Origin of the sequence: Pelomonas sp. BJYL3, assembly GCF_027257975.1 — a bacterium.
In the GTDB taxonomy this organism is placed as follows: Bacteria; Pseudomonadota; Gammaproteobacteria; order Burkholderiales; family Burkholderiaceae_C; genus Roseateles_B; species Roseateles_B flavus.
In genome coordinates, this window is sequence record NZ_JANZKX010000003.1 from 13713 (window position 1) to 37045 (window position 23333).

Sequence of the window (23333 nt, forward strand, 5' to 3'; positions counted from 1 at the left end):
GATGCTGTCAGCAGTCCGGGGGTGCCGGGCCGGGGGTGGCTGCCGCATAGAATCGCCGGATGCAGAACCCGTCTCCCCTCCTCCTGCCATCGCCGGCCCGGCCTGGGGCACGGGCTGCCCTGTCCCTGGCCACCGGGCTGATCGCCTGCCTGGCCGCCGTGGCACACGCGGCCGAGACCCCGGCCGCCCCGCCCCTTCCCAAGGATCCGCCCGAACCCGCGGTGCAGGAGATCCAGCTGGAAGATGACAGCGTCCGCATCGAGGAACTCCGCGTGCGCGGCCAGACGGTCAGCGCCAAGGTCAAGCCCAAGGGCAAGGCCCCGGAGTACGAGATCCTGCTGGGCGAGCCCGGCCGCGACCTGAGCCCCGGTGCCGGTACGGCCAAGGCCGGGGCCGGCCAGCGCGTCTGGCGCCTGTTCAGCTTCTGATTCGCGCGGTGCCTGCCGCGTCCCGTCTTCCGCCATGGCCGTTTTCACCCAAGTCTCCTCCGCCCAGGCCCAGGTCCTGATGGACCGCCTGCAACTGGGCACCGTCACCGACCTTCGCGGCATCACGGCCGGCATCGAGAACACCAACTACTTCGTCAGCACCGAGCGCGGCGACTACGTGCTGACCATCTTCGAGCGCCTGAGCTTCGAGCAGCTGCCCTTCTACCTGCGCCTGATGAAGCACCTGGCGGGCCGCGGCATCCCCGTGCCGGACCCGCAGGCCGACGAGGCCGGCGAGATCCTGCACCGCGTGCAGGGCAAGCCCGCCGCCGTGGTCAACAAGCTGCTCGGCGGCCACCGGCTGGCACCGGACCTCTTCCATTGCGAGCAGGTCGGCGCCATGCTGGCTCGCATGCACCTCGCCGGGCGCGACTTCCCCCTGAGCCAGCCCAATCTGCGCGGCCTGGCCTGGTGGACCGAGACGGTCCCCGTGGTCCTGCCCTATCTGACCCCCGAGCAGGCCGAGCTGCTCTCCAGCGAACTGGCCTTCCAGCAGCAGCTGGCGGCCTCGCAGAGCCATGCCGAGCTGCCGCGCGGCCCCATCCACGCCGACCTCTTCCGAGACAACGTCATGTTCGAGGGCCTGCCCGGCCGCGAGCAGCTCAGCGGCATCTTCGACTTCTACTTCGCCGGTGTCGACACCTTCCTGTTCGACATCGCCGTATGCCTCAACGACTGGTGCATCGACCTCGCCAGCGGCCGCCTGGACGAGGCCCGCGCCCAGGCCTTCGTGCAGGCCTACGAGCGCGAGCGCCCCTTGAGCGGCGCCGAGCACCGCCTCATGCCGGCCCTGCTGCGTGCGGCAGCCCTGCGCTTCTGGGTTTCGCGCCTGTGGGACTACCACCTGCCCCGCGAGGCCTCGCTGCTCAAGCCGCACGACCCCACCCACTTCGAGCGTGTGCTGCGCGAGCGCCTGGCGCACGCCTGGCACGCTCTCGCCCCTCAGGAACGTTGAATGGCCCTGACCCTCCATCTGCAGAACGTCCCCGCGGCCAACGGCCTGCTGTGGGTGCGCCACGGCTTCAAGATCGTGCAGCGCGCGCCGCTGGGCATGGTGGGCCTGTTCTCGGCGCTGATGCTGCTGAACCTGCTGACCCTGGCCCTGCCCGCGCCGCTGCGCTTCCTGCTGCTGGCCACCATGCCGCTGTTCTCCCTGGGCTTCATGCTGGCCTCGCACCTGGTGCTGCAGGGCAAGCGGCCTGTGCCCAGCGTCTTCATCGCGCCCCTGCAGCTGACGGCCGAACGGCGCAACACCCAGCTGGTGCTGGGCTTCAGCTTCGCGCTGCTGACCGTTGGCGGCCTGCTGCTGCTGGACCAGCTGGACGGCGGCGCCTTCGGCAGCGCCCTGGACAAGTTCATGGACGCCATGGCCAAGGTCAGCCAGGAGGGCGGCAAGCAGCCGGCCGAGCTGCCCGCGCCAGACCCCGCCCTGTTCAGCGGCTTCCTGCTGCGCCTGTCCTGGATCGCACTGATCAGCACGCCCTACTGGCACGCCCCCGCCCTGGTGCACTGGGGCGGCCAGGGCGCGCTGCAGGCGCTGTTCTCCAGCACCCTGGGCGTGTGGCGCAACCGCGGCGCCTTCGCGGTCTACATGACCGGCTGGCTGGGCGTGCAGCTCGTCGCCAGCCTGGCCGGCGCCATGCTCAGCGCGGCCTTCGCGCTGGTGGGGATGGAGGCCCTGCTGCCCCTGATGGGCATCGTCGCGATGTATGCCCTGGGCTCGGCCTTCTACGCCTCGCTGTACTTCACCTTCGTGGACTGCTTCATGTTCGGCGCCCCCAAGGACGTGCTGGACAGCAAGACCTGACCCCCTGCCCCCCTGGCTCATCGCGTGAGAGAGGCTCCCCCGGGAGCCTCTCGTGCTTTTGTGTCAGCGCCGCCATCAAAGCTTCACGCCGCTGACATGGCCCCTGCCTAGAGTGCCGGCCCATGCACCGCGCCCAACCCGGGACGCGGTTCGTGGATCCTTTAGAGAACGAGCCAGACCATGTCCAGCACACCCAATCGTCGCCAAGCCCTGAAGTTCCTGGGCGCCCCCATCATGCTGCCGCTGAGCGGCGTGGCCGCCACCTCGGTGCTCAGCGCCTGCGGCAGCGGCGGCGACGACAGCCCTGCCCCGGCCCCCAAGCCCGCCCCCACCTTCACCTCCGCCAGCTTCGCCGCGATGGCCGCGCCCACGCTGGCCGACCCGGCCGGCATGGCCAAGACCCTGGTGGCCTCCACGCTGGATGTGACCCTCAGCGACGCCAGCAAGCAGAGCTTCAAGCTGGCCTACCAGCCCTTCTTCATGACCGGTGACCTGGTGTCGGACGGCAAGGGCGGCACCGTGCTGGCCGGCGCCTATGTGGACATCAACGGCAAGCCCATCATGGACACCACGGTGGCTGGCAAGGAGCGCCAGTTCTTCAGCGACTCGCCGGACGGCACCTCGCTGCTGAGCCTGCCCAATCCCACCGTGACCGGCCTCAAGGGCAAGGCCGTGTTCGCGGTGGTGCAGTTCGAGTACACGACCTGGGCCCAGGACGGCAAGACCGACATGTACGGCAAGCTGCCCTCCCCCATCGCCGTGCTGACCCTGGACCAGGACCAGACCACCGGCAAGCTGAGCCTGGTGAAGTACCACAACGTGGACACCTCGGCCGCCCACGGCCTGTGGATCACCTGCGGCGCCAGCCTCTCGCCCTGGGGCACCCACCTGTCCTCGGAAGAGTACGAGCCGGACGCCTTCACCATCGCGTCCAACAGCATGTTCAAGGCCTACAGCAAGAACCTGTTCGGCGACGAGACCAAGGCCAACCCCTACCACTACGGCCACCTGCCCGAGGTCACCGTCAACCCGGACGGCACCGGCACGATCAAGAAGCACTACTGCCTGGGCCGCATCTCGCACGAGCTGATCCAGGTGATGCCCGACAACCGCACGGCCATCATGGGTGACGACGCCACCAACGGCGGCTTCTTCATGTTCGTCGCGGACAAGGAGAAGGACCTGTCCTCGGGCTCGCTGTACGTGGCCAAGTTCGGCGCCGGCTTCTCGCTGGACCCGGCCGCCGCGGGCGCGCCCATCAGCTGGATCAAGCTGGGCTCGGCCACCAGTGCCGAGATCGAGGCCCTGGCCAACACCCTGAAGCCCACGGACATCATGGACGTGGCCACCGCCGATCCCAAGGACGCCTCCTTCACCAAGATCTGGCTGGGCGGCAAGGTGCAGTGGGTGCGCGTGAAGGCCGGCATGGACAAGGCCGCCGCCTTCCTGGAGACCCACCGCTACGCCGCACTGAAGGGGGCCTCCATGGCCTTCACCAAGATGGAAGGCACGACGGTCAACGCCAAGGACAAGATCGCCTACTCGGCCCTGCAGAACATCCAGTCCTCCATGGTCAAGGGCAACGCGGCCTACAACGAGGCCTACGGCGTCGGTGTGGACAAGGCCCTCAATGCCGGCGGCGTGTTCGCCCACACCCTCAGCACCGGCCAGAAGGACACGGCCGGCGCCGCCATCAGCAGCGACTGGGTGCCCAGCCTGACCCGCGCCCTGCTGGTCGGCGAGGACATCGCGGCCGACGCCCTGGGCAACACCGGCCACCCCGACAAGGTCGCCAACCCCGACAACCTGAAGTTCTCGGAGAAGCTGCGCACTCTCTTCATCGGCGAGGACAGCAGCCAGCACGTCAACAACTTCGTCTGGGCCTACAACGTCGACACCAAGCAGCTCAGCCGCCTGGTCTCCATGCCCTCCGGCGCCGAAGCCACCGGCCTTGGCGTGGTGGACGACCTCAACGGCTGGACCTACATCACCAGCAACTTCCAGCACCCGGGCGACTGGGGCTCCATCCACAGCGTGGTCAAGGGCACGCTGGAGCCGCTGATCAACACCAACTACAAGAACCGCTTCGGCGCCTGCGTGGGCTACCTGACCAGCGAGGCGACCAGCCTCAAGCTGAACAAGGTCTGAGCACCCGGCACCCGTACACACCGCCTGTCTCGCTTGGCCCCCGCTTCGCCGGGGGCCTTTTTGCTGGCTCCCCCGGTCCTCCAGGGGCTTCTTTCCGTCGCATATCGCGATATATCGTCATCCAGGGAAGCCTGGATGGCGCTCCGCTCCCAGTTCAGCCACAGTGGCGGACCTTTTTGCAGTAGCCCCCTTCATCCACTGACAAGGCCTGCCATGTCTGCCGTCCTGCCTTCCGATGCCGCCACGAGCGGCGCACCACCCACTGCCGCGCCAGCTGACCGCCTGGACCGTGCCTTCCTCGGACACCCCGTCGGCCTGGGCTGGCTGGCCTTCTGCGAGTTCTGGGAGCGTTTCTCCTACTACGGCATGCAGGCGCTGCTGGTGCTGTACCTCAGCAACTATCTGTTCCTGCCCGAGAACATCGGCAACGTGGCCGGCATCGACAGCCTGCGGGCGATGATCGAATCCGTGACCGGCCCGCGCAAGACACAGCAGCTGGCGTCCATCGTCTTCGGTCTCTATGCCGGTCTGGTCTACCTGACGCCCCTGCTGGGCGGCATCGTGGCGGACCGCTGGTTGGGCCGCACCCGCACCATCACCATCGGCGCCGTGCTGATGGCCCTGGGCCACTTCCTGATGGCCTTCGACCGCAGTTTCCTGCTGGCCATCGCCTGCCTGCTGGTGGGCGTGGGCGCCTTCAAGGGCAATATCGCCGCGCAGGTCGGCTCGCTCTACAAGCCCGAGGACAAGCGCCGCGCCAGCGCCTTCCAGATCTTCATGCTGGCGGTGCAGATCGCGGTAATCGCTTCGCCCCTGGTCTGCGGCACGCTGGGCGAGAAGGTGGCCTGGCACTGGGGTTTCGGCGCCGCGGGCGTGGGCATGCTGATCGGGCTGATCGTCTACCTGGCCGGCCGCCGCTACCTGCCGGCCGAGGAGCCGCGCCAGACCAAGGCGCAGGACAGCGCCCCCAAGGCCCCCATGAGCGGCCGCGACAAGCGCCGCCTGGTCCTGCTGGTGTGCATGATCCCGGTGCTGATGCTGTCCATCGTGGGCAACCAGCAGTTCAACAACGCCTACCCGCTGTGGGCCCAGAAGCACATGGACATGGTGCTCTTCGGCTGGTCCGTGCCCCTGACCTGGCTGCAGGCCCTGGATGCCACGACCAGCCTGCTGACCATGCTGGGCTCCATCGCCTTCTGGCGCTGGTGGGCCGAGCGCCGACGCGAGCCCGACGAGCTGACCAAGATGGCCCTGGGCTCCGCCCTGGCCTGCACGGCGCCGCTGCTGATCGTGCTGGCCGCCGGCATGATCGAGCAGGACCACGGCCGCGTCAGCCTGGTCTGGACCATCGGCTACAACCTGCTCAACAACCTGGGCTTCGCCAACATCCTGCCCGTGGGCCTGGCGCTGTACTCGCGGACCGCGCCCCAGCGCATGGAAGGGCTGATGATCGGCTGCTACTACCTGCACCTCTTCCTGGGCAACACCTTCGTGGGCTGGCTGGCTGGCCTGCTGGACGAGATCAGCGGCCCCAGCTTCTGGGCCCTGCACGCCGGGCTGGTGGGTTCGGCGGCGGTGCTGCTGCTGCTGATCAAGCTGGCCTTCGGCAAGCTGCTGGATGACGAGCACGCGAAGCCGGCTGCGGCCTGATCGCTTTCTCGATTGAGACGGAATGGCCGGGGTGACCCGGCCATTTTTTTTTCAGCGGGCGGTGGAGCGGGCACGGCAGCGGGTGATTTCTGAAAGTGTCGGGCCAAGACTCGGTGCGTCCACAGGTCGGCCGGCAGCCCGCCGCCGGGTGAATTGCGGACGGCCGAGACCGCAGCGGCACGGGTCGGCGGGCCCGCAGGGCACGCTTCAATGACTGACTGGGTGCCGCTGTCCGAGCGCAATGAGCGCAGCGAATGGAGCGAGTTCGGCACCCCGACCCGTGACGCGAGGACCGAGGGGAGCCGGCCCGCAGGGGCGGCCCGTACGCACTGAACCCGGCGGCGGGCTGCCGGCCGGCCTGCGCTTCAACGAAGGCACTCGACAATCAGTCGATCGGCGTCAGCTTCGCCACCGAGAGCGCCAGCCACTTGGTCCCATGCCGCCCGAAGTTGACCTGGGCGCGCGCATCCGGGCCACTGCCTTCCAGCGTCAGCAGCACGCCCTCGCCGAACTTGTTGTGGAAGACGGGCTTGCCCACGCGCAGGCCGCCGTGCTCGTCGCCCACCTTGGCGGCCGCGGACTGCTTCATGGTCTTGGGCACGGGGGCGCCGCCGAAGGACGGCGCGTCCTTGCCCTCGCGCTCCTGCTGCCAGGCCGGTGCCTGCCGCTCGACCCGGCCGGCGCCCACCATGGACTTCAGCCCCGAGCCCCGCTCCCAAGCCTGCTGGTACTCGCGCGCAAAGCCCGAGCCGAAGCCCTGGTTGCGCGGCGTGAGCCACTTCAGCGAGGCCTCGGGCAGCTCGTCCAGGAAGCGGCTCTTGACGTTGTAGCGCGTCTGGCCGTGCAGCATGCGCGTCTGGCTGAAGCTCAGGTAGAGACGCTGGCGGGCCCGGGTAATGGCCACGTACATCAGGCGACGCTCTTCCTCGAGCCCGTCGCCGTCGGACAGCGAGTTCTCGTGCGGGAACAGGCCCTCTTCCAGCCCGGTGATGAAGACGGCGTCGAACTCCAGGCCCTTGGCCGAGTGCACCGTCATCAGCTGGATGGCGTCCTGGCCGGCCTGCGCCTGGTTGTCACCGGCCTCCAGCGAGGCGTGGGTCAGGAAGGCGGCCAGGGGCGAGACGATCTCGCCGGTCTCGGCATCGGGCGTGAGGTTCACCGCGGCGATGGCAGGCGGATCGCCCGCCGCGATCTGGCCGGGGCTGAAGCCGCCCAGTTCATCCACCGGCAGCGCCACTGCGTCCTTGCCGAAACCCTCCTGGGTGACGAAGGCCTCGGCGGCGTTGACCAGTTCGGCCAGGTTCTCCAGGCGCTCGGCGCCGTCCTTGTCGGTGCGGTAGAACTCGGCCAGGCCGGAGGTCTCCAGCATCTGCTCGATGATCTCGCGCAGGGTCAGGCCTTGCGTCAGGTTGCGCATGGACTCGACGAGGTTCACGAAGGCCGCCAGGTTGCTGCCGCCCTTGCCAGGCACCGCGGCCACGCTCTGGTAGAGGCTGCGGCCGCTCTGGCGCGCGGCGTCCTGCAGCAGCTCCAGCGTGCGCGCCCCGATGCCGCGGGCCGGGAAGTTCACCACGCGCAGGAAGCTGGTGTCGTCGTTGGCGTTCTCGATCAGGCGCAGATAGGCCAGCGCATGCTTCACCTCGGCGCGTTCGAAGAAGCGCAGGCCGCCGTAGACGCGGTAGGGCACGCCGGCATTGAACAGCGCCGATTCGATCACCCGCGACTGCGCGTTGCTGCGGTACAGGATGGCGATCTCCGAGCGCGGCAGCCCCTGGCGGTGCAGGGCCTGCGCCTCCTCCAGCAGCCACTGGGCCTCGTTGAAGTCGCTGGCGGCCTCGTTGACGCGCACGGGCTCGCCCGGGCCCATCTCGGTGCGCAGGTTCTTGCCCAGGCGGTGGCTGTTGCGGCTGATCAGCTCGTTGGCGGCGTCCAGGATGTGGCCGTAGCTGCGGTAGTTCTGCTCCAGCTTGACCACGCGGCGCACGCGGTATTCGCGTTCGAAGTCGCTCATGTTGCCGACCCGCGCGCCGCGGAAGGCGTAGATGCTCTGGTCGTCGTCGCCCACGGCGAACACGCCCTGGCCGCGGCCCGGCGGCGCGAACATCTTCAGCCAGGCGTACTGCAGCTTGTTGGTGTCCTGGAACTCGTCCACCAGCAGGTACTGGAAGCGGTGCTGGTAGTGCTCGCGCAGGGCGGCGTTGTCGCGCATCAGCTCGTAGGCGCGCAGCATCAGCTCGGCGAAGTCGACCACGCCCTCGCGCTGGCACTGGTCCTCGTAGGCCTGGTAGATCTCGGCGAGCTTGCGGGTCTGCTCGTCGCGCAGGTCGATGTCCTTGGGGCGCAGGCCGTCTTCCTTGGCGCCGGCGATGAACCAGCTGACCTGCTTGGGCACGAAGCGCTCCTCGTCCAGGTTCATGGCCTTGATCACGCGCTTGACGGCGGAGACAGTGTCGGAGGCATCGAGGATCTGGAAGCCCTGCGGCAGCCCGGCCAGCTTCCAGTGCGCGCGCAGGAAGCGGTTGCACAGGCCGTGGAAGGTGCCGATCCACATGCCCCGCACGTTGTAGGGCAGCATGGCGGAGAGGCGGGTGAGCATCTCCTTGGAGGCCTTGTTGGTGAAGGTCACGGCCATGATGCCGCCGGGGCCGACGTGGCCCTGGTTCAGCAGCCAGGCGATGCGGGTGGTCAGCACGCGGGTCTTGCCCGAACCCGCGCCGGCCAGGATCAGCGCCGGCTCCTGCCCCAGCGTGACGGCAGCCAGCTGCTCGGGGTTCAGGCCCTTGAGCAGGCCGTTCTGGGCCTCGCCGGCGCCTGATCCGGCGAAGGACGCCCGCGGCGAGGGCGCGTCGCCAAAGAGGTCGTCGAGGGAGTCGGTGCCGGGGGCGTCGTGGGGGTGGGCGGTCATCCGCGCATTTTAGAGAGGCCGCCGGCCCGGTCCTGTCAGCTGGCATGATGCCGCCATGCTCGATGCCGACCCCTGCCCCTGCGGCCGCCTGGACGCCCGGTCCAGGCCCCTGCCCTACGCCTCTTGCTGCGGCGCCCTGCACCAGCGCTTCGCCAGCACCGGCCGATGGGACGCGCCGGATGCCGAGGCGCTGATGCGCTCGCGCTACAGCGCCTTCACCCTCAACCTGCTGGACTACCTGCGCGCCACCTGGCACCCCGACACCCGCCCGGCCGCGCTGGAGCCCAACGAGCCCGGCCTCAAGTGGCTGGGCCTGCAGATCAAGTCCCGGGCCCAGCAGGACCCGGACCACGCCACCGTCGAGTTCGTCGCGCGGTCCAAGCTGGGCGGCCGCGCCTGGCGCCTGCACGAGACCAGCCGCTTCGTGCGTCTGGACGGGCAGTGGCACTACCTGGACGGAGACCTGCGTTGACGGCGTTGGGCGAGGCGCCCGAATCGCAGCTGAAGGTGCTCCATCTCGACGAGCACCTCGCCGTCATCGACAAGCCCCCTGGGCTGCTGGTGCACCGCACCGCGCTGGACGCCCACGAGGAGCGCTTTGCCCTGCAGCTGCTGCGGGACCAGCTGGGCCGCCCGGTCTGGCCCGCGCATCGGTTGGACAAGGGCACCTCCGGCCTGCTCGTCTTCGCGCTGGATGCCGACACCGCCTCGCGCCTGGGCCAGGCCTTCGAGCAGGGCGAGCCGCGCAAGCGCTACCTGGCCCTGGTGCGCGGCTGGCCCGAGGACGCTGGCGTGATCGAGCATCCGCTGGCGCGCGATCCGGAGCGGCCTTCGCAGGGTCAGGTCTTGCTCGACGCCCGCACCGACTACCGCTGCCTGGCCCGCGTGGCCTGGCCCTTCAGCGTGGACGGCCGCTTCCCTGAGAGCCGCTACGCCCTGGTCGAGGCCGCGCCGCACAGCGGCCGCCGCCACCAGATCCGCCGCCACTTCAAGCACATCGCCCACCCCCTGGTCGGAGACGCCACGCATGGCAAGGGCACGCACAACCGCGCGGTGGCGGCGTTCCTGGGGCTGCAGCGGCTGTGGCTGCATGCGTGGACGCTGCAGCTTCGTCACCCGCAGACGGGAGCACTCCTGACGCTTCAGGCCCAGCCCGGGCCGGAGTGGTCAGACATGCTGAAGCGGGGCGACTGGCGCTGGACTGCCAATGCCGCACACGAGCGAGAGGCACTGGCACTCCCCCGCTGATCGCCTCGCGCGCTGACAGCAGCTCAGTGACGGAAGAGCCCGCGTCGGGGCGGCGCTCCCTTGCGCGCAAGGGAAAAAGGGCGCCAGGTGGCGCCCTTCGATCGACGTAGCGCCTTGTCAGCGCCCGCCCTCGATCACCCTCAGCTGCACCGCCGATGGCTGATCCTTCCAGTGAAAGACCTTCTGCGTTGCCACCTTGAAGTCCTCCGGCTTGGCGCTGCGGATCTGCACGAAGCTCTGGGGATTGCGGTCGATCAGCGGGAACCAGGAGCTCTGGATCTGCACCATGATGCGATGCCCGCGGCGGAAGGTGTGGGCCACGTCCGGGATGTCGAAGCGGATCTCCTCCACCTGCCCCGGCACCATGGCCTCGGGCTTCTCGAAGCTCTTGCGGAAGCGGCCGCGCAGGGGGTCGCCGCGCACCAGCTGCTGGTAGCCGCCCAGCTGGAAGCCCGGCGGCGGCGGCACGTCGGCGATCTGCTCGCGGTTGCGCATCGGCTCCTCGCCGAGGTCCGGCGGGTAGACGTCGATCAGCTTGACCACCCAGTCGGCATCCGTCCCCGAGGTGGACACGAAGAGCCGCGGGCTCACCGGCCCTGCCACCGTCACGTCTTCTTCCAGCACCTCGGTCTGGTAGACCAGCACATCAGGCCGCGTGGCCGCGAAGCGCTGGTCCGCGACCATGTACTCCTGCGGCATGCCCAGCGAGGTGTAGCCGATGAAGGGCACGGGCTTGTTGGGGTCGCTGACATAGCTGTCGAACTCGGCCTTGCCGGCGGCAGGCGCCGTCCAGCCGAGCTTGCCGCCCGCCTGCAGGTAGAGGGCGCGCGGCTTGGCCTCCACGGGCGGCCAGGCGCTGTACTGGCGCCACACGTTGGTGCCCGTCTCGAAGATGCTGGCCTCGGGCAGCTTGGCGTCACTGCCTCCGCGCAGGTGCTGCTCGAAGAAAGGCAGCAGGATCTGCTTCTGGAAGTGCTCGCTCGTCTTGCTGCCGAAGTCGACCGCGCCCAGGCCCTTGCCCACATTGCGCACCCAGCCGCCATGCACCCAGGGACCCATCACCAGGGCATTGCTGATGCCGGGGTTCTGCTTCTCGATGAACTGGTAGGTGGCCAGGGCGCCCGAGAGGTCCTCGGCATCGAACCAGCCGCCCACCGTCAGCACGGCGGCCTTGATGTTCTTCAGGTGAGGGCCGACGGAGCGTGCCTTCCAGTAGTCGTTGTAGCGGTCGTTCTCGATCAGCTCGTCGAAGTACGGGTTGCGATCCTTGCCGATGGACTTGGCGATGTTGTCCAGATTGCCGAGCTTCAGGAAGTAGTCGTAGGCGTCCTTGCTGTTGTAGTCGAAGCTGGCCCAGCGCTTGGGCTCCACCGTGGGGTTGTCCTGGGGCTTGAAGCCGGTCAGGAAACCGTAGTTGTGGGCCAGCATCACGGCGCCGCCGTGGTAGCCGTCATCGCGGTGGAAGTAGTCGGCGATGGGCGCCTGCGGCGAGGCCGCCTTGATGGCCGGGTGCGAATCGATGATGGCCGTGGACGTGTAGAAGCCCGGGTAGGAGATGCCCCAGATGCCCAGCTTGCCGTTGTGGCCCTTCACATGGTCCAGCAGCCACTGCACGGTGTCGTGCATGTCGGTGCTGGCGTCGGCATCCCGGGGGCCCTTGCCCGTCTTGATGGGCGCCATCTCCTGGTAGACGCCCTCGGACATGAATCGCCCCCGCACGTCCTGGCACACGAAGATGTAGCCGGCCTTGAGGAAGTCCTCCGACGGCGCGAAGCGGCTGCCGTAGCGATCCACGCCATAGGGGCCGCAGCTGTAGGGCGTGCGCGTCATCAGGAAGGGATAGCGCTTGCCCGAGGCCTCCGCATCCTTGGGCACATAGACCACGGTGAACAGCTTCTTGCCGTCCCGCACCGGCACGCGGAACTCATATTTCGTGTAGTTGGCCTTGAGGTCGTAGGGGGCCGGCGTGGCGGGAGCGGGGGTCTGCGCCTGGCAGGCCAGGCTCAGCAGCGACAGGGCGCAGGGGAGGAGGACGGTGGGCTTCACGAAAGACATAGGACAGTGGAGTGGAGGAGGATCCGCGGCGTGGGCTCAGCAGCCCTCGAAGCGGACGGCATAGATGGGAGGCAGGCGCAGGGTCAGGTCTTGCCAGTGGTCACCGCCATCATCGCTGGCCCACAGGCCGCCGGTGGTGCTGCCCATCAGCAGGTGCTGCCCGCTGGCATCGACGGCCAGGCCATGACGGTAGACGAGGTCATAGCAGCCCTGCTGCGGCAGGCCGGTGCGCAGCACCTCGAAGCTCTGGCCGCCATCGCGGGTGCGTTGCACGCACAGGGCGCCGTCGACGGGCACCCGGCACTGGTCCTTGATGGCAGGCACGAACCAGGCCGTGCCGCCGTCCGTCGGGTGGGCGGCCACCGCGAAGCCGAAGCTGGACACCGGGCCCTGCAGGCGCTGCCAGCGCCGGCCGTTGTCCGTGCTGCGCCAGATGCCGCAATGGTGCTGGCACCACAGCACCTCAGGCTGCGCCGCGCAGCGCACGATGCGGTGCGGGTCCTGCGTGTTCAGCGCGCCCTGCAGCTCCGGCGGCATGTACTCGGCCAGCAGGCCCTCGCCCAGCAGCTCCCAGTTCGCCGCCGCATCACTGCTGCGCCAGACACCGCCGCAGCTGATGCCCAGCAGCAGCTCGTCCGCCGCCTGCGGGTGCGGGCAGATGGAATGGATGCCCGGGCTGTCGTAGCCGCCGCCGAACCACTCGGGGCGCTCGGGTCGGTCCCACAGCCCATGCTGCAGGGCCCAGCTGGCACCGCCGTCATCACTGCGGAACAGGCCGCCGGGGTTGGTGCCGCACCAGAGCCGCTGGCCATCGCGCTCCAGGGACCAGATCTGCGCCAGCTTCCAGGCCGGGCCCGGCGCGCCTTCAGGCTGTGGCGGATAGGCCGGGGCCGGCAGCTCGTGCCAGGTCTTGCCTCCGTCATCCGAGGCCTGCACCTTGACGCCGAAATGGCCCAGGTTCAAGCCGGCGAGCATGCGCCCGGCGTGCGCCCCGGCACCGCGCGGCAGCACCATGCTGACGGGGTCCCCCAGGAAGCTGGTGCCCGCCACCTGCCAGCCGCGGGCGCCCTCGTGGCGCAGTTCGAAGAGCCCCTTGCGGGTGGCAATCCAGGCTTGAAGACTCATGCGTGGCTCCTTCGGGAAGAGAGATGACGGTCGCCTCAGCCGCCGGACAGCGCCTGCAGCACGTGGATCACCGAAGCCGGCTGCAGGGTCTGGTCCAGGCGCTGGCGATCATGCACCACCCGCCCGTCCACATAGACCACCACATTTGCCCGCAGATGCCCCTGGTCGTCCAGCACATAGCCGCGCAGCAGCCCATGGGCGGCGAAGGCCTGCTCCAGCGCCTCGCGCAGGACCAGGGCCGTGGCCTCGAACTCGGGCGCCTCGATGAAACGCCGCAACTGGGGCGTGAAGACGATGCGGGGCATGGCCGCATTAGGCCGCGAAGGACTTCCGTCCCGAAGCGGACTTACCCGCCATGACTTTGTGCACCCATCCCCCGGGCGCAATGCCCCGCGGCAGGACAGACCCGGCACGGCCCGCGACAATGCCGCACCTTCAGCAGTACCAACGCCCCTTCTCATGACCGCTTCCCTGCGCCACGGCGTCATCAGCGCCGCCCTCGCCTATGCCATGTGGGGCCTGTTCCCGCTCTACTTCAAGCATCTGGGCGGCGTGCCGTCCATGGAGGTGGTGGCCCACCGCATCGTCTGGTGCCTGCTGCTGATGGTGGTCGTGCTGAGCGTCATGAAGCGCTGGGCCTGGCTGGGCCCGGTGCTGCGCAGCCCCAAGGTGCTGGGAGCCTTCACGGCCTCGGCCCTGCTGCTGTCGGCGAACTGGCTGACCTATGTCTGGGCCGTGCAGCACGACCATGTGCTGGACGCCAGCCTGGGCTACTTCATCAACCCCCTGGTCAATGTGGCCCTGGGTTTCTTCTTCCTGCACGAGCGGCCCCGGCCCGCGCAGTGGGTGGCCGTGGGCCTGGCCGCGGCCGGCGTGCTGTGGCTGACGGTGCAGACCGGGCGTCTGCCCTGGGTGGCCCTGATCCTGGCCGGCAGCTTCGGTGTCTATGGCCTGCTGCGCAAGATCGCCGTGCTGGGCGCGCTGGAAGGCCTGGTGCTGGAATGCCTGGTCGTGGCACCGGTGGCGATCGCGGCGCTGGCCTGGTGGGGCCAGCAGGGCCACAGCGCGCTGAACAGCGGCGACGCTGGCCTCATCGGCCTGCTGCTGCTGGCGGGCCCGCTGACGGCCGCGCCCCTGCTGCTCTTCGCGGCCGGCGCGCGCCGCATCCCCATGGCCACGCTGGGCCTGCTGCAGTACATCTCGCCCAGCATCCAGTTCATCCTGGGCGTGTGGCTGTACCACGAGCCTTTCTCGGCCGGCCGCGTGCTGGGCTTCGCCCTGATCTGGGCCGCCCTGGCCGTCTACAGCGCCGAGGGCTGGTGGCGCAGCCGCCAGCCGGCCCTGGCCTGACCCTGGCCCGGCCCGCTCAGGCCGCGGCCGGCGTGCGGATCAGGTAGTCGAAGGCGCCCAGCGCGGCCTTGGCGCCGTCTCCCGCGGCGATGACGATCTGCTTGAAGGGCACGGTCGTGGCATCGCCCGCGGCGAACACGCCGGGCAGCGAGGTGCGGCCGTGGTGGTCCACGATGATCTCGCCGAACTTGGACAGCTCCACCGTGCCCTTGAGCCACTCGGTGTTGGGCACCAGGCCGATCTGCACGAAGACGCCTTCCAGCTCGACGTGGTGCTCGCTGCCCGTCGCGCGGTCGGTGTAGCGCAGGCCGCCCAGCTTGTTGCCGTCCCCGGTCAGCTCGGTGGTCTGGGCCTGGGTGTGGATGGCCACATTGGGCAGGCTCTTGAGCTTGTCCACGAGCACGGCGTCGGCGCGCAGCTGGTCGCCGAACTCCAGCAGCGTCACATGGGACACGATGCCCGCCAGGTCGATGGCCGCCTCGACGCCCGAGTTGCCACCGCCGATCACCGCCACGCGCTTGCCCTTGAACAGCGGACCGTCGCAATGCGGGCAGTAGGCCACGCCCTTGTTCTTGTACTCGGCCTCGCCGGGCACATTGATGTTGCGCCAGCGGGCCCCGGTGGAGAGGATGACGCTGCGGCTCTTGAGCACCGCGCCATTGGCCAGCTGCACCTCGATCAGGCCGCCCGGCTGCGTGGCGGGAATCAGCTTCTCGGCGCGCTGCAGGTTCATGATGTCCACGTCATAGGCCTTCACATGGGCCTCGAGCGCCATCGCGAACTTGGGACCGTCGGTCTCCAGCACGGAGATGTAGTTCTCGATGCCCAGGGTGTCGTTGACCTGGCCGCCGAAGCGCTCGGCCGCCACGCCCACGCGGATGCCCTTGCGGGCGGCGTACACGGCCGCAGCCGCACCAGCGGGGCCGCCGCCGACGATCAGCACTTCATAGGGATCCTTGGCGCTCAGCTTCGCGGCGTCGCGGGCGGCGGCGCCGGTGTCCAGCTTGGCGACGATCTCCTCCACGGTCATGCGGCCCGAGCCGAAGTGCTGGCCGTTCAGATAGACCGAAGGCACGGCCATGATCTCGCGGGTGGTGACCTCCTCCTGGAAGGCGCCCCCCTCGATCACCACGGTCTTCACCTTGGGATTGAGCACGGCCATCAGCGACAGCGCCTGCACCACGTCCGGGCAGTTGTGGCAGCTCAGGCTCATGTAGACCTCGAAGCTGAAGTCGCCGTCCAGGGCCTTGATCTGGTCGATCACGTCCTGCTCGACCTTGGGCGGGTGCCCGCCGGTCCACAGCAGGGCCAGCACGAGCGAGGTGAACTCATGACCCAGCGGCAGGCCGGCAAAGCGCAGACTTTGCTGCGTGCCCAGGCGCTGCAGGCTGAAGGAGGGCTTGCGGGCGTCGGTGCCATCCAGGCGCAGCTGGATCTTGTCGCACATGCCGTCGATCTCTTGCAGCAGCTCCTTCATCTCGGCCGCGGTGGCCGAGTCGTCCAGCGAGGCGACGATCTCGAAGGGCTCGCGAACGCGCTCCAGATAGGCCTTGAGCTGTTCCTTCAGTGCGGCGTCCAACATGGCGGGCTCTCTTTCCTTGCGTGTGTTTCGTACAGATGTGGCCATCCAAGCCACCCTGAAAACACCCGCCGGGGCCGCCGGGGCGCTTTCAGCGTCGCTCGATGCGCGCTGGGAGGGCCGCCAGCCCTGCGGGGCCGGCGGCTCGGGTCTGTCTCACGACAAACGGTGACGCTTAGCTGGGGTCAGATCTTGCCGACCAGGTCCAGCGAAGGGGTCAGGGTCTTGGCGCCTTCGTTCCACTTGGCGGGGCAGACCTGGCCGGGATGGCTGGCGACGTACTGGGCGGCGCGCAGCTTGCGCAGCGTTTCCTTCATGTCGCGGGCGATGGCGTTGTCATGCACTTCGGCGGTCTTGATCACGCCCTCGGGGTTGATCACGAAGGTGCCGCGCAGGGCCAGGCCTTCTTCCTCGATGTGCACGCCGAAGGCGCGGGTCAGCTTGTGGGTGGGGTCGCCGACCAGGGGGAACTTGGCCTTGCCCACGGCGGGGGAGGTCTCGTGCCACACCTTGTGCGAGAAGTGGGTGTCGGTGGTGATGATGTAGATCTCGGCACCGGCCTTCTGGAACTCGGCGTACTGGTCAGCGGCGTCTTCGACTTCGGTCGGGCAGTTGAAGGTGAAGGCGGCCGGCATGAAGACCAGCACGGACCACTTGCCCTTCAGGCTGGCGTCGCTCACCTCGACGAACTTGCCGTTGTGGAAGGCTTCGGTCTTGAAGGGCTGGACTTGGGTGTTGATCAGGGACATCGGGACTCTCCGCTGTAGGGTTGTTGGGATGGACTGAATCTTATGGTCATCCCGACTCCCTTAGCTTTGATTTATCAAATCGCCCCTATTGGCCCTGGCTATTAAGCGACCCTATCGAATGGCATGGTTGATAGAAATTTTCTGTCATTCGGCCTTCACAGGCCCAACTCCAGCGCGAGCAGCTCATCCACCGTCTGGCGGCGGCGGATCAGGCGGGTGTTCTCGCCGTCCAGCAGCACCTCGGCGATCAGGGGCCGCGAGTTGTAGTTGCTGGACATGGAGGCGCCATAGGCCCCGGTGTCATGGATCACCAGGAGGTCGCCCACCTGCGCCTGCGGCAGCGGCTGGGGCTGGACCACGCCGCCGTCGCCCTGGGTGAACACATCCCCGGATTCGCACAGCGGGCCAGCCACCACCGTGGGCCGCAGCGGGCGCTGGGCGCCGTCCTGCGGCACCAGGCTCATGGCGTGGAAGGCGCCGTACATGGCGGGGCGCATCAGCTCGTTGAAGCCGGCATCGACCATCATGAAGTGATTGCGGCCGGCGTCCTTCACCGCCCGCACCTCGGTGATCAGGCTGCCGGACTCGGCCACCAGGTAGCGGCCCGGCTCGATCTCCAGGTGCAGGGCGTGGCCCAGCAGCGCCTGGGCCGTGTTGCGGGCGCTGTCCCAGAGGCCGAAGTAGTGGGCCGTGTCGACCACAGCGTCCCCCTCGCGGTAGGGGATGGAAAGCCCGCCGCCGCTGGAGATGGCCTGCAGGTCCAGGCCCGCGGCCTTCACCTGCTTCACGAGATCGACCATGGCATCGCAGACCTGGGCCAGGTGGCTGTAGTCCACGCCGGAGCCGATGTGCATGTGCAGGCCGTACAGCTGCAGCCCCTGCGCCTTCACCTCGGCCAGCGCGGCGCCCAGCTCGGCGTGCCAGATGCCATGCTTGCTGTGCTCGCCGCCGGTGTTGGTCTTGTTGCTGTGGCCATGGCCGAAGCCGGGGTTGATGCGCAGCCACACCGGGTGGCCCGGCGAGCGCGGGCCCAGCTGGCGCAGCATGTCGATGGAGCCGGCGTTCACGGGAATGCGGTGCTGCACCACGGTGTCCAGCGTCGCGCGGTCCAGCAGGTCGGCGGTGAAGACGATCTCCTGGGCCGGCGTGCCAGGCTCGTAGCCCGCGGCCAGGGCACGCAGGATCTCGCCGCGCGACACCGCATCCACCTTCACACCCTGCTCGCGCATGAGGCGCAGCAGGTGGGTGTTGGAGCAGGCCTTCTGGGCGAAGCGGATGGTGTCGAAGGACTTCAGCGCCGCGATGCGCTCGCGGATGGTGGGCGCGTCATAGGTCCACAGCGGCGTGCCGAACTGCTGGGCCAGTTGCTGGATGCGGGCGGGGTTCAGGGGCAGGGTCATGGTCGGCACCGGGAGAGGTCTGGGATGCTTCACAGCATGCAGGCGCCTTCCCATATCCGCAAATAGCATTTTGTTCATCATACATTCATGCTTGATATGCTTTCGGCATGAATCCCGACCTGATCAGCCACCGGCACATCGAGATCTTCCGCGCCCTGATGCTCAGCGGCGGGGTCAGCGAGGCGGCGCGCGCCCTTCACACCTCGCAGCCCACGCTGAGCCGCGAGCTGGCCCGGCTCGAGTTCCTGCTGGGCTATGCGCTGTTCGACCGCGTGCGCGGCCGACTCAAGCCCACGCAGGCGGCCCTGAGTCTTTTTGAAGAGGTGCAGCGCAGCTACGCCGGCCTGGACCGCATCGTGCAGCGGGCCCGCGCCCTGGCCCAGGGCCACGAGACGGTGCTGGAGCTGCTGAGCCTGCCGGCCCTGACCCAGGCCCTGCTGCCGGGCGCCTGCAAGCGCTGGCAAGACCTGGCCCCCGAAGGGCGCATCAGCATCACGCCGCAGGAGTCGCCCCTGCTGGAGGAGTGGCTCAGCGAGCAGCGCTACGACCTTGGCCTGAGCGAGCAGGCGACCTCGCCGCCGGGCACGCACAGCGAGCTGCTGTTCGAGGCCGACGAGGTCTGCGTGCTGCCCGACGGCCACCCGCTGCTCGCGCACGCCAGCCTGGCCCTGGAGGACCTGCGCGGCCAGGCCTTCATCAGCCTGGCCAGCCAGGACCCCTACCGCCAGCAGCTCGACGCCCTCTTCGAAGCCGCCGGCATCGCGCGCCGCCTGCAGCTGGAGACGCACAGCGCCGCCGCCATCTGCGAATGCGTGCGCCAGGGGCTGGGGCTGTCCATCCTGAACCCGCTGACGGCCCTGCAGTTCAGCGGTCAGGGCCTGCAGCTGCGGCGGCTCCAGGTGTCGGTGCCCTATCGGATCTACATCATCCGGCCGCTGCTGCGCAGCCGCCATGCGCTGCGGGCGAGTCTGTGCCAGGCCATTCAGGAGGAAGCCGCTGCAGCCCGGCAAGCCCTGTCGCCGCATTGAGCGGTGCCCGCCGGGCGCAGCGTCTGCCTCACTCCTCGCACAGCGAGAACCAGGCACGCATTTCCAGCGTTAGCACCTGACTAGAATCCCTTCACCATTGCAGAGCTCGCCGGCAGGCAACAGGCGCAGAGGCCGTCCACCTGCGAGTTCGGTGTGCTCCTGGGTCATGCCAGCTGCACCAGGCGATGGCATCCAAACCAACTCGAATCATCCAAGAAGGGAGATCCATGATCGCACTGACTCTTGACGAGCTGCTGGCCGTCGCTGGCGGCACCAACACCCTGCCCACGGTCACCGTCGACGGCAGCAGCAACAAGCCTGGCGACGGTGGTGCGCTGTTCGACCCGCCCCGCAAGGACCGCCTGACGCCGGAGCCCGACGAGACGTCCCCTCCTCCGCTGTAAGAGCAGCGCCAGCGATTCAAGACACCCACTCAGCGCCACAGCGCTGAGCACCTCGGTGCCCGTCAGATGGCTTGCGGCGGGCACTTGTCATTGGCGCCTGCGAAATGAAAAAGGCCCGCTTGCGCGGGCCTCGTGGGAATCAGGACGGGGTCGCCCCCGTGCCGGATCAATAGAAGGAATAGCGGACGCTGACGTAGGCGTTGGGGCCATCCCTGGAGTCACCCTCCAGGAAGTTGCCGTACTGCGTCGAGAAGCGCGGGCGCTTGTCGGTGAAGTTGGTGATGCCGGCGTTGACCACCATGTTCTTGAAGCCCTTGTAGCGGACGTTGAAGTCCAGCGTGGTGTAGCTGGGCAGGCGGTCCACTTCCTGGCCGTCCTGGATGTGCGTGGGATCGTCGATGTTCAGGACGCTGGCGCTGGTGTTCGCACGCAGGCTGCCGGCCCAGGCGCCGCGCTCGTAGCCCAGGCTCAGCACATTGCGCCACTTCGGGCGGTAGTAGCTGTCCAGGCGCTCGGTCGGGTCCTGGTCCTGCACGTCGGACTGCTTGAAGTGGAACTGGTAGTTCAGTTCGTTGCGCAGCGAGAACTTGCCACCGGCCAGTTCGAAGGCGTAGCGGCCCTCGATGTCGGCACCATCGGTCTTCACGCGGCCCACGTTGATGAAGGGCGTGACGATGGTGTTCAGGCGGCCATGGCGCAGGCCGGGGAAGCGAGCCTCCAGGGCGGGATTGCGCGGATCACGGATCACCAGCTTGTCGAAGCCCGGGGTGTCGAACTCGTGGTCCAGCAGGTACTGGCCGTCCAGCAGCTGGATCGCGTCACGCTGCTCGAGACGGTAGTAGTCCAGGCTCAGCAGGAAGTCGCGCGTCGGGTTGAACACGGCGCCGAAGGAGGCAATCTTGGTCTTCTCCGGCTTCAGCTCCGTGTTCGAGACCAGCAGCATCTTGGGGTAGTAGTGGCACTGGTCGGGCCCGTAGCCCAGCGGACGGCAGCGCACCCAGTCAGCCACGCCCGAGGAGTAGGCCGTGGTCTCGGCCATGTGCATCTGCGGCAGGGTCGGCGCCTTGAAGGCCGTGTTGTAGCCACCGCGCAGCAGCAGGCTGTCCGTGGGACGGAAGGCCACGGCCAGCTTCGGGTTCACGGTGTTGCCGAAGTCGCTGTAGTGGTCGCTGCGCAGGGCCAGCTGCACTTCCAGCTTCTTGATCGGCAGCAGGCTCATCTCGACGAAGGCCGAGCTCACGCGACGGCTGCCATCCGAACCGGTGCCGCCATAGTTCTCGATGTTGTGAGCCTGGATCTGCGCATCCGGCGTGTCACGCATGGACTCGCTCATGAACTGCACGCCCGCGGCAATGCCCACCGGGCCGCCCAGCTTGAAGGCCTCGGGATTGCTGATCTTGGCATCCAGCGTGCTCAGCTTGGACGAAGCCGTGCGCTCCACCGAGGTCAGCAGGGGGCGCCAGGCCGATTCGGGGTTCTTCAGCGCGAAGGGGTCGTAGCTGCCGGTCTTCAGGGCCTGGGTGACGGCATCGCGCTTGAGCAGTCCGTCCTGACCCAGGGACAGGGAGTTGTTGCTGTAGCTGGCGGCAGCTTCCCAGTCATAGTTGCCGAAGGAGCCCCGGGCACCGGCGAGCACGCGGGTGTTGTCCGAGGTGGCATGGGACTGCGAGCGGCCGGCCTCGTACACCGAGCGGAACACCATCAGCGCTTCGCCACCGCCGAGCGCGGGCTTGTAGGAGCCCCAGTCCGGCATGATGTAGCGGTCAGCCTGGTAGGTCTCGATGCTGGAGTAGCTGTCGGCCCAGTCGGTCTTGTTGCGGTTCAGCGAGAGTTCGCCGAAGAGCTGCGTGTCCTTGCTCAGCTCGAAGGTGCCGACCAGGATGCCGGTGGCGCGCTTCAGGTTGGGCGTGAGCTTGGTGCCGCCATCGACGTCGGTGCGGCAGTACTCGTCACCACGGTCGTCCACCTCGACGACGGAAGGTGCCGCGCAGCCGGGCATGGCATGGCGCTCGCCGGTGCCGACGTTGTAGTAGGAGCCCGGGCTCCGGTCGGTGGCCCGGTTGTCCTGGCCGCCGATGGAGCGCAGGTCGTTCGTGCGGGTGAACTCGTGCTTGCCGGCGATCTTGGCGCCGCGCTGGTAGAGGTCCAGCGTGGCCAGCAGGTTGAAGCGGTCACGGCCCAGGTCGCCGAAGCCGGCGGTGATGTTGGCCGAGCCGGTCTTCAGGTCGCCCGCGGTGTTCTGCGAGTACTTGGCGCCCAGCTCCAGCCCCTTGAAGTCGCGGCGGGTCACGAAGTTGATCACGCCGGCCACGGCGTCCGAGCCGTAGATCGCGGAAGCACCGTCGCGCAGCACCTGGATCTCATCGATGGCCGACAGCGGCAGGCTGTTCAGGTCCACGAAGGTGGAATCGGTGCCTTGCGCAAAGCCGTAGTTGGCCAGGCGGCGGCCGTTCAGCAGCACCAGCACGTTCTTCTCACCCATGCCGCGCAGCGACACGGCGGCGGCGCCGGGGGCGAAGGAATTGCTGTTGGTGCCGTCGAAGCCGCCGGTCGTCGAGCTCATGGTGAACAGGGCGTCCACCAGCGTGGTGGCGCCGGTCGCCTCGATGTCCGCGCGCTTGTACACCTGCACCGGCGACGGGCCTTCGGCGTCGATGCGCTTCAGGTTGGAGCCGACGATCACCACGCGCTCCAGCTGCTTCGGCGCCTCGTCGGCATGGCCGGCGGTGCAAGCAAAGGCGGCGGCGGCAGCCACGGTACCCAGGGCCAGGGCCCGGCGTTTACCCAAGGAATGATTCATTTCAAGTGCTCCTGCATGCGGCCACCGTTGATGTAGGTATGTGGCGGCCAGTCCCTCGTCTCTTATGACGCCAGCCGTGAGGCCGGCGCGGCGCTTGCCGGGCGCGGATTTCAGAAGATCCGCTGTCTGGCAGATTGCATTCTTGGGAGCTGATTACAGAATGTTTCGCTAATTTCCGGCGCAAGAATGGTGAGGCCAGCAGGCCACACTCGCGCCCTATCCCTGTGGTGCGGAACTCGGAAGTTCGCTAGCACACCGAAGACACGAACGCCGCGTTCGCTACTGGCGAACGCAGATAGGGGCGCCCGCCCATTGCCAGGTGCCCGTCTGGCCGAGCCGGCCCTCGCACAAGGCACGCGCCTCCGGAGGGACCCTGAGAAGTGGTGCGGGCGCGCCCTCGGATGGGGCGGCCTGGCGCCGAACAAAATTCGGCCTCGCGCGGGCCACTCTGCCAACAATTCACGGGGCTAGGGGCAAGTCCTGACCGGCGCGGCGGCGGGGACTGTGGCGTCGATGCCGCAAGGCGGGCCGGGCCTGCGTCGAGCGCCGGGCCGCAGGCGCAGCGGGCATGAGCCGTGCGCTGCCCCCCTGCCGACA

Annotated in this window: 18 protein-coding genes; 10 read left to right on the top strand and 8 right to left on the bottom strand. The window is 68.4% G+C overall.

The window, feature by feature from the left end; genetic code table 11:
• The first annotated feature begins 59 nt into the window (after positions 1 to 59).
• The 5 genes from O9Y01_RS09735 to O9Y01_RS09755 all read left to right on the top strand — a co-directional run bounded on the left by O9Y01_RS09735 (position 60) and on the right by O9Y01_RS09755 (position 6093).
• Positions 60 to 428 carry a hypothetical protein gene (locus O9Y01_RS09735; RefSeq protein WP_269631402.1) on the top strand — a complete coding sequence of 123 codons (369 nt, stop codon included), beginning with the start codon at positions 60 to 62 and terminating at the stop codon, positions 426 to 428.
• 34 nt (positions 429 to 462) lie between these two features.
• Complete coding sequence (locus O9Y01_RS09740; protein WP_269631403.1) at positions 463 to 1443, top strand: homoserine kinase; 981 nt, start codon at positions 463 to 465, stop codon at positions 1441 to 1443.
• Positions 1444 to 2295, top strand: a complete 852-nt coding sequence (locus O9Y01_RS09745) for a BPSS1780 family membrane protein (RefSeq protein ID WP_269631404.1) — start codon at positions 1444 to 1446, stop codon at positions 2293 to 2295.
• Between the two features lie 180 nt (positions 2296 to 2475).
• The gene (locus O9Y01_RS09750) at positions 2476 to 4443 is read left to right on the top strand and encodes a PhoX family protein (RefSeq protein ID WP_269631405.1); all 1968 of its coding nucleotides are present in this window, start codon (positions 2476 to 2478) and stop codon (positions 4441 to 4443) included.
• Between the two features lie 213 nt (positions 4444 to 4656).
• Positions 4657 to 6093, top strand: a complete 1437-nt coding sequence (locus O9Y01_RS09755; protein ID WP_269631406.1) for a peptide MFS transporter — start codon at positions 4657 to 4659, stop codon at positions 6091 to 6093.
• 385 nt (positions 6094 to 6478) lie between these two features.
• Here O9Y01_RS09755 and O9Y01_RS09760 read toward each other — a convergent pair whose 3' ends face one another.
• Positions 6479 to 8998, bottom strand: coding sequence for a UvrD-helicase domain-containing protein (locus tag O9Y01_RS09760; RefSeq protein ID WP_269631407.1), 2520 nt, complete (start codon positions 8996 to 8998; stop codon positions 6479 to 6481).
• Between the two features lie 55 nt (positions 8999 to 9053).
• Here O9Y01_RS09760 and O9Y01_RS09765 point away from each other — a divergent pair, with 55 nt between their 5' ends.
• Complete coding sequence (locus tag O9Y01_RS09765) at positions 9054 to 9470, top strand: YchJ family protein (protein WP_269631408.1); 417 nt, start codon at positions 9054 to 9056, stop codon at positions 9468 to 9470.
• On the top strand, positions 9467 to 10246 hold the full coding sequence (locus tag O9Y01_RS09770; protein ID WP_269631409.1) for a pseudouridine synthase: 780 nt from the start codon (positions 9467 to 9469) through the stop codon (positions 10244 to 10246). The genes O9Y01_RS09765 and O9Y01_RS09770 overlap by 4 nt, the downstream gene beginning before the upstream one ends.
• Positions 10247 to 10363: 117 nt before the next feature.
• Here O9Y01_RS09770 and O9Y01_RS09775 read toward each other — a convergent pair whose 3' ends face one another.
• From O9Y01_RS09775 to O9Y01_RS09785, 3 genes are read right to left on the bottom strand one after another with little or no spacing between them, the layout of a single operon-like run.
• Entirely contained in the window at positions 10364 to 12292 is a 1929-nt protein-coding gene (locus O9Y01_RS09775) for a CocE/NonD family hydrolase (RefSeq protein WP_442952742.1), read from the bottom strand.
• Positions 12293 to 12337: 45 nt separating this feature from the next.
• On the bottom strand, positions 12338 to 13426 hold the full coding sequence (locus O9Y01_RS09780) for a WD40/YVTN/BNR-like repeat-containing protein (protein WP_269631411.1): 1089 nt from the start codon (positions 13424 to 13426) through the stop codon (positions 12338 to 12340).
• Between the two features lie 35 nt (positions 13427 to 13461).
• A complete protein-coding gene (locus O9Y01_RS09785; RefSeq protein WP_269631412.1) occupies positions 13462 to 13731 on the bottom strand; it encodes a MoaD/ThiS family protein in 270 nt (89 codons plus the stop codon).
• Between the two features lie 154 nt (positions 13732 to 13885).
• Between O9Y01_RS09785 and rarD the strand changes: the two genes are divergently transcribed.
• Complete coding sequence (gene rarD, locus O9Y01_RS09790) at positions 13886 to 14776, top strand: EamA family transporter RarD (RefSeq protein ID WP_269631413.1); 891 nt, start codon at positions 13886 to 13888, stop codon at positions 14774 to 14776.
• Between the two features lie 16 nt (positions 14777 to 14792).
• Here rarD and ahpF read toward each other — a convergent pair whose 3' ends face one another.
• The 3 genes from ahpF to lysA all read right to left on the bottom strand — a co-directional run bounded on the left by ahpF (position 14793) and on the right by lysA (position 18504).
• On the bottom strand, positions 14793 to 16358 hold the full coding sequence (gene ahpF / locus O9Y01_RS09795) for an alkyl hydroperoxide reductase subunit F (protein WP_269631414.1): 1566 nt from the start codon (positions 16356 to 16358) through the stop codon (positions 14793 to 14795).
• Between the two features lie 182 nt (positions 16359 to 16540).
• The gene (gene ahpC / locus O9Y01_RS09800) at positions 16541 to 17104 is read right to left on the bottom strand and encodes an alkyl hydroperoxide reductase subunit C (RefSeq protein ID WP_269631415.1); all 564 of its coding nucleotides are present in this window, start codon (positions 17102 to 17104) and stop codon (positions 16541 to 16543) included.
• Between the two features lie 155 nt (positions 17105 to 17259).
• On the bottom strand, positions 17260 to 18504 hold the full coding sequence (gene lysA / locus O9Y01_RS09805) for a diaminopimelate decarboxylase (RefSeq protein ID WP_269631416.1): 1245 nt from the start codon (positions 18502 to 18504) through the stop codon (positions 17260 to 17262).
• Between the two features lie 107 nt (positions 18505 to 18611).
• On the opposite strand from lysA, the gene O9Y01_RS09810 reads away from it, so the two are divergent.
• Together O9Y01_RS09810 and O9Y01_RS09815 are read left to right on the top strand one after the other, a co-directional pair.
• A complete protein-coding gene (locus tag O9Y01_RS09810; RefSeq protein ID WP_269631417.1) occupies positions 18612 to 19532 on the top strand; it encodes a LysR family transcriptional regulator in 921 nt (306 codons plus the stop codon).
• Positions 19533 to 19759: 227 nt separating this feature from the next.
• Complete coding sequence (locus O9Y01_RS09815) at positions 19760 to 19936, top strand: hypothetical protein (RefSeq protein ID WP_269631418.1); 177 nt, start codon at positions 19760 to 19762, stop codon at positions 19934 to 19936.
• A 166-nt stretch (positions 19937 to 20102) separates the two neighbouring features.
• Here O9Y01_RS09815 and O9Y01_RS09820 read toward each other — a convergent pair whose 3' ends face one another.
• Positions 20103 to 22736 (bottom strand): TonB-dependent receptor plug domain-containing protein, encoded by a 2634-nt coding sequence (locus O9Y01_RS09820; protein WP_269631419.1) that lies wholly within the window; start codon positions 22734 to 22736, stop codon positions 20103 to 20105.
• Between the last annotated feature and the right edge of the window lie 597 nt (positions 22737 to 23333).

Coding starts and splice junctions, on each gene's coding strand:
- O9Y01_RS09735 (WP_269631402.1), top strand. CDS start 60: ATGCAGAACCCGTCTCCCCTCCTCCTGCCATCGCCGGCCCGGCCTGGG.
- O9Y01_RS09740 (WP_269631403.1), top strand. CDS start 463: ATGGCCGTTTTCACCCAAGTCTCCTCCGCCCAGGCCCAGGTCCTGATG.
- O9Y01_RS09745 (WP_269631404.1), top strand. CDS start 1,444: ATGGCCCTGACCCTCCATCTGCAGAACGTCCCCGCGGCCAACGGCCTG.
- O9Y01_RS09750 (WP_269631405.1), top strand. CDS start 2,476: ATGTCCAGCACACCCAATCGTCGCCAAGCCCTGAAGTTCCTGGGCGCC.
- O9Y01_RS09755 (WP_269631406.1), top strand. CDS start 4,657: ATGTCTGCCGTCCTGCCTTCCGATGCCGCCACGAGCGGCGCACCACCC.
- O9Y01_RS09760 (WP_269631407.1), bottom strand. CDS start 8,998: ATGACCGCCCACCCCCACGACGCCCCCGGCACCGACTCCCTCGACGAC.
- O9Y01_RS09765 (WP_269631408.1), top strand. CDS start 9,054: ATGCTCGATGCCGACCCCTGCCCCTGCGGCCGCCTGGACGCCCGGTCC.
- O9Y01_RS09780 (WP_269631411.1), bottom strand. CDS start 13,426: ATGAGTCTTCAAGCCTGGATTGCCACCCGCAAGGGGCTCTTCGAACTG.
- O9Y01_RS09785 (WP_269631412.1), bottom strand. CDS start 13,731: ATGCCCCGCATCGTCTTCACGCCCCAGTTGCGGCGTTTCATCGAGGCG.
- rarD (WP_269631413.1), top strand. CDS start 13,886: ATGACCGCTTCCCTGCGCCACGGCGTCATCAGCGCCGCCCTCGCCTAT.
- ahpF (WP_269631414.1), bottom strand. CDS start 16,358: ATGTTGGACGCCGCACTGAAGGAACAGCTCAAGGCCTATCTGGAGCGC.
- ahpC (WP_269631415.1), bottom strand. CDS start 17,104: ATGTCCCTGATCAACACCCAAGTCCAGCCCTTCAAGACCGAAGCCTTC.
- lysA (WP_269631416.1), bottom strand. CDS start 18,504: ATGACCCTGCCCCTGAACCCCGCCCGCATCCAGCAACTGGCCCAGCAG.
- O9Y01_RS09810 (WP_269631417.1), top strand. CDS start 18,612: ATGAATCCCGACCTGATCAGCCACCGGCACATCGAGATCTTCCGCGCC.
- O9Y01_RS09815 (WP_269631418.1), top strand. CDS start 19,760: ATGATCGCACTGACTCTTGACGAGCTGCTGGCCGTCGCTGGCGGCACC.
- O9Y01_RS09820 (WP_269631419.1), bottom strand. CDS start 22,736: ATGAATCATTCCTTGGGTAAACGCCGGGCCCTGGCCCTGGGTACCGTG.